The sequence below is a fragment of the Roseovarius faecimaris genome, from assembly GCF_009762325.1.
Classification (GTDB): domain Bacteria; phylum Pseudomonadota; class Alphaproteobacteria; order Rhodobacterales; family Rhodobacteraceae; genus Roseovarius; species Roseovarius faecimaris.
Window position 1 is genome coordinate 46,890 of record NZ_CP034348.1, and the last position, 13,585, is coordinate 60,474.

Annotated in this window: 14 protein-coding genes; 8 read left to right on the plus strand and 6 right to left on the minus strand. The window is 63.0% G+C overall.

Annotated elements, in window-relative coordinates; all coding sequences use genetic code 11:
- The first annotated feature begins 10 nt into the window (after positions 1 to 10).
- Together EI983_RS00515 and EI983_RS00520 are read left to right on the plus strand one after the other, a co-directional pair.
- Complete coding sequence (locus tag EI983_RS00515) at positions 11 to 649, plus strand: DUF5671 domain-containing protein (RefSeq protein WP_157705279.1); 639 nt, start codon at positions 11 to 13, stop codon at positions 647 to 649.
- Positions 636 to 1,037 carry a hypothetical protein gene (locus EI983_RS00520; protein ID WP_157705280.1) on the plus strand — a complete coding sequence of 134 codons (402 nt, stop codon included), beginning with the start codon at positions 636 to 638 and terminating at the stop codon, positions 1,035 to 1,037. The genes EI983_RS00515 and EI983_RS00520 overlap by 14 nt, the downstream gene beginning before the upstream one ends.
- A gap of 35 nt (positions 1,038 to 1,072) precedes the next feature.
- Here the strand turns inward: EI983_RS00520 and EI983_RS00525 are convergent, their stop codons facing one another.
- The 3 genes from EI983_RS00525 to EI983_RS00535 are packed head-to-tail and all read right to left on the minus strand — an operon-like array spanning position 1,073 to position 3,766.
- The gene (locus EI983_RS00525) at positions 1,073 to 1,936 is read right to left on the minus strand and encodes an SDR family oxidoreductase (protein ID WP_157705281.1); all 864 of its coding nucleotides are present in this window, start codon (positions 1,934 to 1,936) and stop codon (positions 1,073 to 1,075) included.
- Between the two features lie 37 nt (positions 1,937 to 1,973).
- Positions 1,974 to 2,960: a sterol desaturase family protein gene (locus EI983_RS00530; RefSeq protein WP_157705282.1), complete on the minus strand. Its 987-nt coding sequence runs from the start codon at positions 2,958 to 2,960 to the stop codon at positions 1,974 to 1,976.
- Between the two features lie 50 nt (positions 2,961 to 3,010).
- Complete coding sequence (locus tag EI983_RS00535; RefSeq protein ID WP_157705283.1) at positions 3,011 to 3,766, minus strand: class II aldolase and adducin N-terminal domain-containing protein; 756 nt, start codon at positions 3,764 to 3,766, stop codon at positions 3,011 to 3,013.
- Positions 3,767 to 3,873: 107 nt separating this feature from the next.
- Here EI983_RS00535 and EI983_RS00540 point away from each other — a divergent pair, with 107 nt between their 5' ends.
- Positions 3,874 to 4,785 carry a LysR substrate-binding domain-containing protein gene (locus tag EI983_RS00540; RefSeq protein WP_157705284.1) on the plus strand — a complete coding sequence of 304 codons (912 nt, stop codon included), beginning with the start codon at positions 3,874 to 3,876 and terminating at the stop codon, positions 4,783 to 4,785.
- Here the strand turns inward: EI983_RS00540 and EI983_RS00545 are convergent.
- On the minus strand, positions 4,771 to 5,193 hold the full coding sequence (locus EI983_RS00545) for a VOC family protein (protein WP_157705285.1): 423 nt from the start codon (positions 5,191 to 5,193) through the stop codon (positions 4,771 to 4,773). The genes EI983_RS00540 and EI983_RS00545 overlap by 15 nt on opposite strands.
- A gap of 79 nt (positions 5,194 to 5,272) precedes the next feature.
- Here EI983_RS00545 and EI983_RS00550 point away from each other — a divergent pair, with 79 nt between their 5' ends.
- The 3 genes from EI983_RS00550 to EI983_RS00560 all read left to right on the plus strand — a co-directional run bounded on the left by EI983_RS00550 (position 5,273) and on the right by EI983_RS00560 (position 8,128).
- A complete protein-coding gene (locus EI983_RS00550) occupies positions 5,273 to 6,757 on the plus strand; it encodes an AMP nucleosidase (RefSeq protein WP_157705286.1) in 1,485 nt (494 codons plus the stop codon).
- Between the two features lie 128 nt (positions 6,758 to 6,885).
- Positions 6,886 to 7,173 (plus strand): HU family DNA-binding protein, encoded by a 288-nt coding sequence (locus EI983_RS00555; protein ID WP_157705287.1) that lies wholly within the window; start codon positions 6,886 to 6,888, stop codon positions 7,171 to 7,173.
- A gap of 79 nt (positions 7,174 to 7,252) precedes the next feature.
- Positions 7,253 to 8,128 (plus strand): DMT family transporter, encoded by an 876-nt coding sequence (locus EI983_RS00560; protein ID WP_157705288.1) that lies wholly within the window; start codon positions 7,253 to 7,255, stop codon positions 8,126 to 8,128.
- Between the two features lie 35 nt (positions 8,129 to 8,163).
- On the opposite strand, the gene aroC is transcribed toward EI983_RS00560, so the two are convergent.
- On the minus strand, positions 8,164 to 9,270 hold the full coding sequence (gene aroC / locus EI983_RS00565) for a chorismate synthase (RefSeq protein WP_157705289.1): 1,107 nt from the start codon (positions 9,268 to 9,270) through the stop codon (positions 8,164 to 8,166).
- Positions 9,271 to 9,370: 100 nt separating this feature from the next.
- Here aroC and EI983_RS00570 point away from each other — a divergent pair, with 100 nt between their 5' ends.
- Positions 9,371 to 10,981: an alkaline phosphatase family protein gene (locus EI983_RS00570; RefSeq protein WP_157705290.1), complete on the plus strand. Its 1,611-nt coding sequence runs from the start codon at positions 9,371 to 9,373 to the stop codon at positions 10,979 to 10,981.
- A complete protein-coding gene (locus EI983_RS00575) occupies positions 10,981 to 12,201 on the plus strand; it encodes a cytochrome P450 (RefSeq protein WP_157705291.1) in 1,221 nt (406 codons plus the stop codon). Before EI983_RS00570 ends, EI983_RS00575 begins: the two co-directional genes overlap by 1 nt.
- Positions 12,202 to 12,267: 66 nt before the next feature.
- On the opposite strand, the gene EI983_RS00580 is transcribed toward EI983_RS00575, so the two are convergent.
- Positions 12,268 to 13,584, minus strand: a complete 1,317-nt coding sequence (locus EI983_RS00580; RefSeq protein WP_157705292.1) for an NAD(P)/FAD-dependent oxidoreductase — start codon at positions 13,582 to 13,584, stop codon at positions 12,268 to 12,270.
- Position 13,585 lies beyond the last annotated feature (1 nt).

Genomic DNA, 13,585 nt, shown 5'->3' on the forward strand with positions numbered 1-13,585 from the left:
GGGTGAGACGATGAAGCCTTCCGACCAATTGGCATTTTTCGTGCGCGATGCTCTGAACGCCGGGCGATCGCGCGATGACATTCGTGCGGCTCTTGCGCAGGCGGGATGGAGTGCGCCGGAAATCCGCGAGGCGCTGGGGTCATGGGCGGAGGTGGACTTTAGCCCACCCGTGCCGCGTCCGCGCCCGTTTGTTTCGGCACGTGAGGCGTTCCTCTATGGGCTGATGTTCATCGCATTGGCCATGACCGCCTGGCATGTCACCGCTCTGATGTTTCACCTGATTGATCAGTGGATCCCTGACATAGCGGACCGCCGTACCTATGGCAGCCGCAGCACCATGCGGTTCTCAATTGCCTCGCTGATCGTCTTCTTCCCGCTTTTTGCGTGGCTCAACCGGCAGGCCAATCGCCGTATCCGTGCGAATGAGGGTCGGCGGCGGTCGGGCGTGCGCAAATGGTTCGGGTATATCACGCTGTTTTTGTCGGCAATCACCCTACTGGGCAACCTGATCTATACGATCTACGCCTTTCTCAACGGAGATCTGGATGCGCGGGTTCTGTCCAAAGTCATCGTCGTGGCGGTCGTGGCTGGCATGATCTTTTTCTACTTCCGCGCGGATATGACGGAGGATGCGCATGAAGGCGAATGACGCGCCCCCTTACGTGATTGGCGTGGTCGTGTTGTTGACGATTGCGGCGGGGATCTGGGCCGTGGGCGGACCGGCCACCGGCAAGCAGGAAAAGCGCGACAAGGCGCGTATGTCGGATCTTTCCAAGCTCAATGGCCATGTACGCTGCCTGGCGCGGGTGAATGACAAGGTGCTGCCCGATGCGTTGCCTTCGGAAGAACGCACGCCCGCCGAATGCGCGCCCGCACCCCGTCGCATCGACCCGTTCTCGAACGAGGCATATGTTTACGAGCGTCTGTCCGACAAGGGTTTTAGGCTGTGTGCCGGGTTCGAAAACCCCGAGCTTATTGCCTATGGGCAGGCGTTCGATCCGGACACGGCCTGCATGACGTATAAATTCACGCCGTAAGCCGTCTCGTACGGGGCGCGTCTTTTATGCGCGCCCTACGATGTGGCCTGTTCGGCCGCGAGCAACGCCGCCAGCCCGGCCTTGTAGTCGGGGTAGAGCAGGGTCACGCCCAGTTCGTCCTTGATGCGGCTGTTGTCCACACGCTTTGATTCCGCATAGAAGCTGCGGCCCATGGGCGACATCTCGGCCTCCTCAAAAGGAATGGCAGGCGGTACCGGCACGCCCAGAAGCTCGGCCGCGTGGGCGATGACATCCTGTGGCGGGGCCGGGTCATCGTCGCAGACATTATAGGCCGCACCGGGATTGGGCCGGGCAATGGAGGCGGCGAGCACCTGGGCGATATCCTCCACATGGATGCGCGAGAACACCTGCCCCTCCTTGATGATCCGGCGCGCGGTGCCATTGCGCACCTTGGAGAACGGGCCGCGTCCGGGGCCGTAAATCCCGGCCAGCCGGAAGATGTGCAGAGGCAGGCCGGGAATGCTTTGCCACGCCGCCTCTGCCTCCACCCGCATTTGGCCGCGTTCGGTGGACGGGGTGAGCGGCGTGTCCTCCGTCACCCATCCGCCCTGATGATCGCCATAGGTGCCGGTGGTCGAGAGGTAGCCCACCCACTCGAACTGTCCTGTGCGGGCGGCGATCTCGTCGCGATAGCGGTTCAGAACCGGATCGCCCTCCGGCCCCGGTCCGGCGGAGACCAGGAGATGGGTGGCGTTCTCAAAAGCGGCTGACAGGTCGCCATCGGGCCAGAGAACAGGGATGACCCCCTCGGCCTTGAGCCTGTCCGCCTTGTCGGGGTTGCGGGTGGTGCCGAAGATGGTCCAGCCCTGCGGGATCAGAAGCCGAGCCAGCGCGCGGGCGGAGTAACCGTGACCGAAAGACAAAAGCGTTTTCTTCATGCCCTTTATGTGACGCGGCACCGGCGCCTTGGCAAGATCAGGCGTGCATCTTCTTTTTGCGATCGCGGGTGATGCGTGTGGCCTCTTCACTGCCGTCATGGAACGTTCCGAACCAGCGGTCCCAGGGCATTTCCTGGTTGCCGTAATTGCATTCGTAATAGCGGTGATGCAGCTGGTGATAGAAGGTTCCGAGCGCGAGGCGGCGCTTGTCCTTGATCAACAGATCCTCATAGCCGGCATGGGTCATTGCCGCCCCGGGGCCGAGATAGATCACATGGAAGAACAGCAGGATCGGGTCGCTTGGCACGATCCAGTGGATGCACAGGCTGGAGCAATAGAGCAGGTGTTCGACCGGGTGCATGGAGAAGCCCGACCATGGCCCGACATTGACATTGCGGTGATGCAGCGAATGCACGCGTTTGTAGAGGAACGGGACGTGCAGCAGGCGGTGCACCCAGTAGAAATGAAACGCCGACCAGATCGGCAAAAGGATCAGGCTGAGCACGAACCAGATCGGATTGCCCGCGGGGGTGATCGTGGGGGCATAGCCGTTGGCCATGAGCCACATCGTGATCACCAGAAACCCGGTGAGGATCGCCACGCCGCTGCCCAGTGACCAGAACATGTTGTCATGCACCTGGTCGGAGAAGTTCCACAGCTTGTTACCCTTGGCCTGCCCGCGCCTGTCAAACTTCAGGCGCATGCCCTGACCCTTGCGGATGTAGAAATACCAATGCAGCGCCCCTGCGGTGAGCGCGGTGATGGCGAAGGTCACGGCCCAGCTCTGAACGATCCATCCCCAGGCAAAGCTCTGCGCCGTTTCCAGCGCGGGGTAGAAGAACAGCCACAACACCACGGCGAGCAGCACCATCATCACCCGTTCGCTGAGCGTCAGCCAGTTGCGCCCGAACCACCGGGCGAGATAGCCCGGCTCGGGTGGCCAGCGAAACACCGACGGGTCCCGCAGCGGCAGGTCAGGGTGATAGTTCCAGTCACGGGATTTGGACGGATCGGTGTCGGTCATCGGGATCTCCCCAAAGCAAGGGCCCCGTGTCAGGCCCGGAGTGGTGTAGCTTACGAGGCGTAGTTGGCGCCTTCCTCGTCGAGGATAGCCATCAGCTCGGACAGGTGTTTTTCGGCCTGGCCGGGGTAATCTTCCAGCTCCTGCGCGGTTTTCTCGGCGATCTCATCGGAGAGGACCCGTAGCGGTTGCCCCGTCCAGAGCGCCTTGATATAGGTCTCGGCCGCGCGTTCGAAGTAATACATCCGGTTAAAGGTTTCAGCCACGGTCCGGCCGATCACCATGATCCCGTGATTGCCCATGATCAGCACCGTCTTGGAGGGGTCCGACAGGTTGGAACAGCAACGCTCGGCTTCTTCCTCGAACGCCAGCCCACCGAAATGGTCGTCCACGGCCACGCGGTTGTAGAAGGTGGCGGTGTTCTGGTCGATCGGCGGCAGGGTGCTGTCGGCGAGGCTGGCCAGAACGGTGGCGTGGATCGAATGCACATGCATCGCACAGCGCGCGTGCGGGCAGAGCCGGTGCAGCGCGCCATGCAGGCCCCAGGCGGTCGGGTCGGGCGCGTCGGGGCCTTCCATTGAGGCAGGATCATTGGCGTCGAGCAGCAACAGGTCGCTGGCTTTGATCCGGCTGAAATGCATCTGGTTGGGGTTCATCAGGAACTGCGTGCCGTCCTCGTTGACAGCGAGCGAAAAATGGTTGGCCACGGCCTCGTGCAGGTTCAGCCGCTCGGTCCAGCGGAAGGCGGCGGCAAGTTCCACACGCTCTTGCCAGTGTTCCATATTGCGGTGCAGTTGGGTGACGGACATGACGGGCCTCCTTATCGGGTTTGACATAACCTGCCCAAGCCTTGCGCGCTTTACCAACGAAAAAAACGCAGGCATGCTATAAGTCAGACTAATGGATAGGTTATGACATGGCGCGGCCCCTCCCTCCGCTGAACTGGCTGCGCGCGTTCGAGGCGGCGGCACGGCACTTGTCATTTACCGGCGCGGCCGGAGAGTTGAACATGACCCAATCCGCCGTCAGCCAGCAGATCAAATCGCTTGAGGGGTATCTGGGCCGGGCGCTGTTTCATCGTCGTCCGCGTGTGCTGGACCTCACCGAGACAGGCAGCGCCTACCTGCCGATCGTGCGTGATGCGTTCCGCACGCTGTCGCGCGGGACGCTGGCGGTGACCGGGGGCCGCGAGACGGTGGTGCAGGTGCATACCAATATGGCGTTCGGCACGTTCTGGCTGGCCCCGCGGCTGGGCCGGTTCTATGCGCGCCATCCCGGCGTGCGGCTCAATATCATTGCTGAGCAATGGGAACCGCAGGAGGGGATCGTCTCGGGTGCCGATGTCGAAATCCGCTATTCGGTGCGGCCCTATGAGGGCGTGTCGGCGGAACGGCTTTGCACTGACAGCTATTATCCGGTGGCCGCGCCCGGCTGGTCCGGGACGTTGGACGGGCTGGCGCAGGAAAACCTCTTTGACGTGGCCAACCTGCTGAGCACCTGGAGCGCGTGGTATGAGGATCAGGGATTGATCTGGCCCGGTTTGCCGGTGACCTTCGCCTCAACCTACGCCATTTCGCTGAGTGCCGCCGTGGCCGGGGCGGGGGTGTGCATGGCGCATGACACGGTGGCCGGGCATATGATCCGCCAAGGGCGGCTGGTGCCGGTGTTGGAGCATCGCGCCAGGATGCAGGAGGCCTATTACCTGATCACAGCGCCCTTGGTGGCCGAACTGCCGGGCGCTCAGGCTTTTGCGGAGTGGCTGCGCGAAGAGATGGCAGAGGATCAGGCGTGGCGCACGGCGCGTGGTCCCTTGTCACAAGGCCCGTGACGCCACCCACGCATAGCCATTGGCATCAAGGATATAAACCTCGCGCAGGCCATGCGGCTTGTCTGTCGGCTCTTGCAGGATATGCGCGCCGTGATGCGCCTCCGCCCGTGCAGCGGCCTCGTCCGGGTCGGTGTCATAGAGCCTGAGTTCCACCCCCGCCCCGCGCGCGCCCGCTTCGGGCAGAAGCCCCGGCAGGGGGTGCGAATGATAGGTGTGATCGGCATGGATCTGAAAGACTTGGTCGCCATAGCGCATGATCGCGAAATCGGCGGTGGGCTGACGGACCAGCATGCCGAACACGTCTTGCAGAAACGCCACCTCTGCCGCGACATCGCGCACAAGGATGTTCAGCCCGATCCCGCGCAGCGATGCGCCAAACGCCTCTGCGCCGACCGTGTCATACTCCATGCTGTCCTCCGCGCTGTCCGGCTCAGCTTGATTGTGCCTGCGCCCCATGTCAACGTGCGCCCACTCAAAGGATAGCCATATGCCGCACAGCCCGTTTCAGGATCAGATCGACACGCCCGATAGCCCCGGCCCCGAGGAATTCACCAGCGCGAAGGCGGCGGTGGACCGGCTTTGTCTGCTGTACGGTCAGGCGGTCAGCTTCTTGTGCGAGCGGTTTGCCGGGGCGATGCAGGGCACCCCGCCCTATCACCGCATCCGCGCCTTTTATCCCGAGCTGCGGATCACGACGACAAGCTATGCCAAGATCGACAGCCGTCTGAGCTTTGGCCACGTGTCAGAGCCCGGCACCCATGCGACGACCGTGACCCGCCCCGATCTGTTCCGGAATTACCTGGAACAGCAGATCGACCTGATGCTCTGCAATCATGGCGTGCCGGTCACGGTGCAGGTCTCGGACACGCCCATGCCCGTGCATTTCGCCGTGGCCAATGACCCGATGATCAATGTGCCCCAGCAGGGCGCGGCCGATTTCACCCTGCGCGACGTGTTCGATGTGCCCGACCTGAAGATCACCAACGATGACATCGTCAACGGCACCTACCGCCCAGAGCCGGGCGAGGCAGAGCCGCTGGCGCCGTTCACCGCGCAGCGGGTCGATTACTCTCTGGCGCGTCTGGCGCATTACACCGCCACGGACCCCGAACATTTTCAGAATTTCGTGCTGTTTACCAACTACCAGTTTTACGTCTCGGAGTTTGAGGCCTACGCGCGGAAAATGCTGGCCGATCCGGAGAGCGGCTACACCTCTTTCGTGGCGACGGGCAATGTCGAGATCACGGATGCCGACACCAAGATCGCGCCGCCACGCAAGCTGCCTCAGATGCCCACCTATCACCTGAAGCGGGCGGACCGGTCGGGGATCACGCTGGTCAATATCGGGGTGGGGCCGTCCAACGCCAAGACAGCGACCGATCACATTGCCGTTCTGCGCCCGCATGCCTGGGTGATGGTCGGGCATTGCGCGGGCTTGCGCAACTCGCAGAGCCTGGGCGATTTCGTGCTGGCCCATGCCTATCTGCGCGAGGACGGGGTGCTTGATGCCGATTTGCCCGGCTGGGTGCCGATCCCCGCGCTGGCGGAAATCCAGATCGCGCTGGAGCAGGCGGTGGCCGAGGTCACGCAGCTTCAGGGATACGAGCTGAAACGCGTGATGCGCACCGGCACTGTGGCCAGCTTTGACAACCGCAACTGGGAGCTGCGCGACCATTCCGGCCCGGTACAGCGGCTGAGCCAGTCCCGCGCCGTGGCGCTGGATATGGAGAGCGCGACCATCGCCGCCAACGGCTTCCGGTTCCGGGTGCCCTATGGCACGTTGCTGTGCGTGTCGGACAAGCCTTTGCACGGGGAGCTGAAACTGCCGGGCATGGCCTCGGATTTCTATAAAACGCAGGTCTCACGGCATCTGATGATCGGAATCCGGGCGATGGAATCCCTTGCGCAAATGCCCCTGGAGCGCATTCACAGCCGCAAATTGCGTAGTTTCGACGAGACGGCCTTCCTCTGAGGGGCAAAAAGCAGCACAAAATAGGGGAAAATACCCCCTTGTGTGCCTCTATTTGTTGTGTTCAAACACCAGATAGCGTTAAATATAAGGCATGAGGCCCAAGTCGGGCAGTGTAAGGAGACCACAAAATGGCAAAACCGATGACCAAAACTCAGCTCGTGGCAGCATTGGCCGAGGAAATGGGCAGCGACAAGAAATCCGCAGCAGCCGCGCTGGATGCCGTCACCTCGATCATCACCCGCGAAGTGGCGGGCGGTGGTGCCGTGACCCTGCCCGACGTCGGCAAGATCTACTGCCGTGAGCGCCCCGCACGCATGGTGCGCAACCCTGCCACCGGCGAGCAAATCCATAAAGAAGCGGACAAGGTGGTCAAGATGACCATCTCGAAGAAGCTGAAGGACAGCGTGAACGGCTAAGCCTGCGCTTTTCGAGTTTTGGACAGGGCCGCAATGCGCGGCCCTTTTCTTTTGCGGGTCGGTGTGACAAGGGGCGGTCATGGATATCAGAGCCATTATCATGGGCGTGGCCTTTTGTGTCATGTGGTCGAGCGCCTTCACCTCGGCGCGGATCATCGTGGCCTCGGCACCGCCTCTGACGGCGCTGAGTATCCGGTTTCTGATCTCCGGGCTTCTGGGTGTGTTGATCGCGTGGATGCTTGGGCAATCCTGGCGGCTGACCCCGGCGCAATGGCGGGCGACGGTGATTTTCGGTATCTGCCAGAACGCGCTCTATCTGGGGCTCAACTTCGTCGCCATGCAGACCATCGAGGCGTCGCTCGCGGCCATCATTGCCTCGACCATGCCGCTTCTCGTGGCGCTGGCAGGCTGGGTGATCTTTGGTGAGCGGATCAGCGGGCTCGCCTTCGCCGGTTTGGTTGCCGGGGTCATTGGGGTGGCGATCATCATGGGCGCGCGGTTTCAGGGCGGAGTGGACCTTTACGGTGTCCTGCTGTGTGTGGGCGGTGTTATCGCTCTGACCTTCGCCACGCTCGCGGTGCGCGGCGCCACGTCAGGGGGCAACTTCCTGATGGTGGTGGGGTTGCAAATGCTGGTGGGCAGTGCGGTGCTGAGCGTCGCGGCGGTGAGCCTTGAGACGTTCCACGTCACCTGGAGCTGGCAGCTTGTCGCGGCCTTTTTCTATACGACGCTCGTGCCTGGGTTGGCGGCAACCCTCGTCTGGTTCATCCTGGTTCAGCGGATCGGGGCCACACGGGCGGCGACCTTCCACTTTCTCAACCCGTTCTTCGGCGTGGTCATTGCGACCCTGATCCTCAGCGAGGCATTGCGGCTGAGTGATATGGTGGGCGTGGTGGTGATCATGGGCGGCATCCTGGCGGTGCAATTGTCGAAGCAGCGCACTCCCCGGGGTTAAGCGCAAAAGAAAATTCGTACGAATTTTCTTACGTCCTACCCGATTGTTCCGCGCGGCCCGTCGCCCACCTGCCCACGATGAAGCAGCAGATGATCCAGGACCACACAGGCCATCATCGCCTCGCCCACAGGCACGGCGCGGATGCCGACGCAGGGGTCGTGCCGCCCCTTGGTGACCACCTCGGTTGGGCTGCCATCCATGCGGATCGATTTGCGCGGGGTCAGGATCGACGACGTTGGCTTGACCGCGAAACGCACGACGATGTCCTGTCCGGTGGAAATGCCCCCAAGAATACCGCCCGCATGGTTGGAGCTATACTCCGGGCCGTTCTCGCCCATGAAAATCTCGTCGGCATTCTCGGTGCCGGTGAGGGTTGCTGCGGCCATGCCTTCGCCCACTTCCACGCCCTTCACGGCGTTGATCGACATCATGGCGGCGGCGAGATCGGTGTCGAGCTTGCCATAGACCGGCGCGCCCAGTCCCGCGGGAGCCCCGCGACAGACCACCTCGATCTCGGCCCCGACGGAGTTGTGATCCTTGCGCAGCTTTTGCAAATACGCCTCCCACGCGGCAGCTGCCTCCGGCCCCTGCGGAATCCAGAAATCATTGCTGTCGATTGCGTCCCAGTCAAAGGCGCTGCGGTCGATCTCCATCTCCCCCATGCGGGTCATGTAGCCCTTGATCTCGATCCCCGGGGCCAGTTCCTTCAAAGCTGCCCGGGCCAGCCCGCCTGCCGCCACCCGCGCTGCTGTCTCGCGCGCCGAGCTGCGCCCGCCGCCGCGATAGTCGCGCAGCCCATATTTCTGGTGATAGGTGATATCGGCATGACCGGGCCGGAAGGTCTGGGCGATCTCGCCATAATCGCGGCTGCGCTGGTCGGTGTTCTCGATCATCAGCTGCACCGGTGTTCCGGTTGTCTGCCCCTCGAACACGCCTGACAGAATTTGAACCGCATCGGGTTCGTTGCGCTGGGTCATGTTCTTGTTCTGACCGGGGCGCCGTTTGTCGAGGAACTGCTGCAGATACGCCTCATCCACCGGCACGCCCGGCGGGCAGCCATCGACCGTCGCGCCAAGCGCAGGCCCGTGGCTTTCGCCCCAAGTGGTGACGCGGAAGAGATGTCCGTAGCTGTTCAGGCTCATGGGTGCGGCTCCTTTGCTTGCGGAAATAGCGGCGGCGCGCGCGGGCCTCAAGGGATTTCGTTGCAGGGCGGGGCCGGAGGCGTCTAACGTAGCGGTCAGAATGCCAAAGAACATCCTCTTCATCATGTCTGACCAGCTCAGGTTCGACTATCTGGGCTGTACCGGTCATCCGCATATCCGCACGCCGCATATCGATGCGCTGGCCGCGCGGGGCATCCGTTTTGACCGGGCCTATGTGCAATCCCCCATCTGTGGGCCATCGCGGATGAGCACCTATACGGGCCGCTACCCGCGCAGCCACGGAAGTACTTGGAACGGTGTGCCGTTGCGCGTGGGCGAATGGACCATGGGCGATCATCTGGACGAACTGGGCATGCGCACGGTGCTGTGTGGCAAGACCCATATGCGCGCCGATCTGGAGGGGATGAGGCGGCTGGGCCTGGACCCGGCATCGGGGATCGGGGCGCGGGTGGCCGAATGTGGTTTCGAGATCTGGGACAGGCTGGACGGTCTGCATCCCGATCCCGTGCCGGAGCCCGCGCCCTATGCGGACTATCTGCGCGGGCTGGGCTATGGCGGGCCGAACCCGTGGGAGCAATGGGCCAATTCGGCCGAGGGCGATGAGGGGGAGATCCTCTCCGGCTGGTTGATGGAACACGCCGACAAACCCGCACGCATCCGAAACGAAGACAGCGAAACGCCCTATACCACCACCCGCGCGATGGAGTTTATCGCCGGGGCTGGGGATGATCCGTGGTGCCTGCACCTGAGTTATATCAAGCCGCATTGGCCCTATATCGTGCCCGCGCCCTATCACGATATGTATGGGCCGGAACATGTGCTTCCGGCGGTGCGCAGCCAGGCAGAGCTGTCCGATGCCCATCCGGTGCTGGCCGCCTATCATCAGCACCGGTTCTCAAAGGTCTTTGCGCGCGAGGAAGTGCGCCAAAGGGTGATCCCGGCCTACATGGGGCTGATCACGCAGCTGGATGACCAGATCGGGCGGCTTATGGACTGGCTGGAGGAGACCGGGCGCAGCGATGAGACGCTGATCGTCTTCACCTCGGATCATGGCGATTACCTGGGCGATCACTGGCTGGGAGAGAAGGAGATGTTTCACGACCCGTCCGTGCGCGTGCCCCTGATCGTGGTGGACCCGTCGCCCGAGGCTGACGTAACGCGCGGCACGGTGAGCGAGGCGCTGGTCGAGGCGATCGACCTTTTGCCAACCTTTGTCGAAGTGGCAGGCGGGGCGCCCAAACCGCATGTTCTGGAAGGGGCATCGCTTCTGCCGCTTGTTCGAAGGCAGGATGTGCCGTGGCGTGGGCATGTAATCAGCGAGTACGACTATTCCAGCCGCCGGGCGCAGGCCATTCTTGACCAGTCGCCGCAGGACTGCCGCCTGATCATGGTGCATGACGGGCGCTGGAAATATGTCCATGCCGAAGGCTTCCGCCCGATGCTCTATGATCTGAAGTCAGACCCGGATGAGCTGCATGATCTGGGGGCCGATCCGACCCATGAGAGCGAGTGCGCGCGGCTTGGCGAAGTATTGAATCGCTGGGCGCGGCACCCGCACAGCCGCATCACCGCGCCTTACGATGCGCAGACTGGCAGCGGGGCGGAGGAGTTGGAACTGGGCATTCTGATCGGGTTTTGGGACAGCCACGATGTGGACGAGGCCACGCGCAACGGGGAGAGCGGAAACTGATGGGTCATCCCGACTTCAACGCCATGACAAGTGCGGTCTTCCGCGCCGATCCTTATCCGATCCTCGCCGAACTGCGGGAGAGTGAAGGCGTTGTGCCTCTCAACCCCGGTGTCATGCCAAGCTGGCACGTGCTGCGCTATGCGGATGTGCAGAAAGTGCTGTTGAGCCCCGAGCTGTTTTCGTCCAACCGGGCCTTGCAGGGGGAGGGAGAGCTGGCCGAGGCCAACCTGTCTTTCCTGTTCAACAACATGATTTCGGCCACGGGCGACAAGCATCGCCGTTTGCGGATGATCGGGAACCGGGTGTTCATGCCGAAGTTCATAGAGAGCTTCCGGCCTGCTCTGGCCCAAGTGGTCGCGGCGCAGATGGCGCGGGCGTTGCAAGGGCACGAGTTCGATCTGGTCGAAGAATTCTCGGCGCAGATCACCGTTGCCATGATCACGCGCGTTCTGGGTCTGCCGCTGGCGGACATGCCGCAGATCAGGCGCTGGACGGCCGTTCTGGGGGACAATTCCGGCGCCTCCACCTGGCTTGCGGCGCTCGATCCGGAGATGGTGGAACGCGGGCGCTTAACCGGGCTGGAGATGACCGCATACTTCCGCGAATACCTGCGTGAGCGGCAGGCCAACCCGCGCGAGGGGGATCTGATTTCAGCCTTTGCGTCGGTCGAGGTGGAGGGCGAGCGGCTCTCTGAAAGCGAAGTCTTGTCGATGGTCATGCTGCTCCTGCTGGCGGGAAATGAGACGACAACCAACCTGATCACGAATTTCGTGCGCCTGCTGGACGCGTTTCCCGAGCAGGCCGCGCGACTCAGGGCCGATCCGGAGCTGACCAATCCCGCGGTGGAGGAAACCATCCGCCTGCGCAACTCGATCCGCAATATCGACCGCTTCGCGCTGGAGGATGTGGAGCTGAGCGGCGTGACCATTCCAAAGGGAGGGCTGGTGGTGGTGTGGCTGAGTGCCGCCAATCGCGACCCTTCTGTGTTTGAGGCCCCCGATGCATTTCGCCCGGATCGCACGGCCAACCGGCATCTGGGCTTCGGACTGGGGATGCATATGTGCCTTGGGGCCGCCCTGGCGCGGATGGAGGTACAACTGGCTGCGCGCGCGATTCTTGAACAGACCGCGCTGGTCGAGCTGACCGCGCCGCCGGTGGTGGCGCAGAATGCGAATTTCGACAATATCACCCGGCAGATGGCGCGGTTTCATCCGCGCTGAGCCGCTCTTCGGGCCCTTGCGTACCCGCCTCGCGAAGCCGCCTGCCAGGGCGGATGAGCAGCACGCCTAGGCTTCGTGGCGGTTGAAGAAAAGCTCCCACTGGAACCGCGCGCGTACGCCAATATCGAGGAAGGGCCGGGGTGGCAGCACCTCAGGCTCGCCCAGGCTGAGCATGTCGGCAATGAGCGGATTGTCCCGCCCGCAGGCCATGTCTGCCGCCAGGATCCCGCCAAAGGTTCCCTTGGTCACACCCACAGCATTCTGGCAGACCGCCGACCAGATATTCGGCGCGATCTGCCCGAAGGCGGGGGCGCCATTGCGCGACAGGCAGACGAAGCCGGTCCAGGTGTGTTCCATCTCAACCTCGGGCAGCATCGGAAACCGCTGATCGAAGAGCCGTTTGTGCTGCAAGCGAACCGCGGCCTGTTCCGAGGCCGAGACCCGCTGTGACGGACAATAGCGCAGCCCCTGCCGGATCAGGATCCGGTGGTCATCGGTGTAGCGCATTGTGATGCCCGCAAAGGCATTGACCGGGGTCAGGCCCCAGCTTTCGGTCACGCCATAGGCGTCGCGCTCGGCCGGGGTCAGGGGCCGCGACAAGGACGCATGCGCCGCCAGATGCAGGAACTTGCGCTGGTGGAACCCGAATTGTTCGGTGAAACCATTGGCGGCCATGATCATCTTCGGCGCACGCACCGATCCGTCGCGCGTCTTCAGATGCACGCCGTTCTGGAAAATGGCTTCGGTGACGGGCGAATTCTCATAGATTGTCACGTTTTCGGGTAGTGTATCCGCCAGCCCCCGCACCAGCGCCGCCGGGTTCATCAACACGCAGCCCGGTGTATAGACGGCGGCCGTGAAATGCGACGAGCCAAGTTTACCCCGCAGCGCCTCGCCCTCGATCCAGTCATAGGGCTCGCCCAGGGCTTCCAACTCGCGCCGGAAGGGCTCCAGCACCTGCTGTGTCCCTTTGGGAGAAACGGCGGTGTGATACTTGCCCGCCCGCTTCCAGTCGCATTGGACATCATGGGTGGTGACAACGTCTTCGAGATGATCGAGCGCCATACGCGCCAGACGCATGAAGCGGTGCGATCCCTCCAGTTCGTCCAGCGAGGAGCCTACGTTATGCGGCAGGTCGATGCCGAAGCCCGAGTTGCGGCCCGAGGCGTTTTCCCCCGCTTCGCCTGCTTCCACCAGCACGATCTGCTGATCCGGGCAATTTTCAGCCAGCCGCCGTGCTGCGGCGAGCCCGGCATACCCGCCGCCCAGTACCAGCCAGTCGGCGCTGATGTCGCCCTGGACACGCGGATGCGCGGCGCGCGGCGGCAGGATCGCGCTCCAGCCGTTGGTCTTGTCATCCCTGGGCAGGCGATTGATCTGCATC

Bases quoted from the DNA above. Each gene is read 5' to 3' on its own strand.
- EI983_RS00550 (WP_157705286.1), top strand. From the start codon at position 5,273: ATGCCGCACAGCCCGTTTCAGGATCAGATCGACACGCCCGATAGCCCC.
- aroC (WP_157705289.1), bottom strand. From the start codon at position 9,270: ATGAGCCTGAACAGCTACGGACATCTCTTCCGCGTCACCACTTGGGGC.
- EI983_RS00530 (WP_157705282.1), bottom strand. From the start codon at position 2,960: ATGACCGACACCGATCCGTCCAAATCCCGTGACTGGAACTATCACCCT.
- EI983_RS00580 (WP_157705292.1), bottom strand. From the start codon at position 13,584: ATGCAGATCAATCGCCTGCCCAGGGATGACAAGACCAACGGCTGGAGC.
- EI983_RS00520 (WP_157705280.1), top strand. From the start codon at position 636: ATGAAGGCGAATGACGCGCCCCCTTACGTGATTGGCGTGGTCGTGTTG.
- EI983_RS00525 (WP_157705281.1), bottom strand. From the start codon at position 1,936: ATGAAGAAAACGCTTTTGTCTTTCGGTCACGGTTACTCCGCCCGCGCG.
- EI983_RS00575 (WP_157705291.1), top strand. From the start codon at position 10,981: ATGGGTCATCCCGACTTCAACGCCATGACAAGTGCGGTCTTCCGCGCC.
- EI983_RS00540 (WP_157705284.1), top strand. From the start codon at position 3,874: ATGGCGCGGCCCCTCCCTCCGCTGAACTGGCTGCGCGCGTTCGAGGCG.
- EI983_RS00545 (WP_157705285.1), bottom strand. From the start codon at position 5,193: ATGGAGTATGACACGGTCGGCGCAGAGGCGTTTGGCGCATCGCTGCGC.
- EI983_RS00535 (WP_157705283.1), bottom strand. From the start codon at position 3,766: ATGTCCGTCACCCAACTGCACCGCAATATGGAACACTGGCAAGAGCGT.
- EI983_RS00560 (WP_157705288.1), top strand. From the start codon at position 7,253: ATGGATATCAGAGCCATTATCATGGGCGTGGCCTTTTGTGTCATGTGG.
- EI983_RS00555 (WP_157705287.1), top strand. From the start codon at position 6,886: ATGGCAAAACCGATGACCAAAACTCAGCTCGTGGCAGCATTGGCCGAG.
- EI983_RS00570 (WP_157705290.1), top strand. From the start codon at position 9,371: ATGCCAAAGAACATCCTCTTCATCATGTCTGACCAGCTCAGGTTCGAC.
- EI983_RS00515 (WP_157705279.1), top strand. From the start codon at position 11: ATGAAGCCTTCCGACCAATTGGCATTTTTCGTGCGCGATGCTCTGAAC.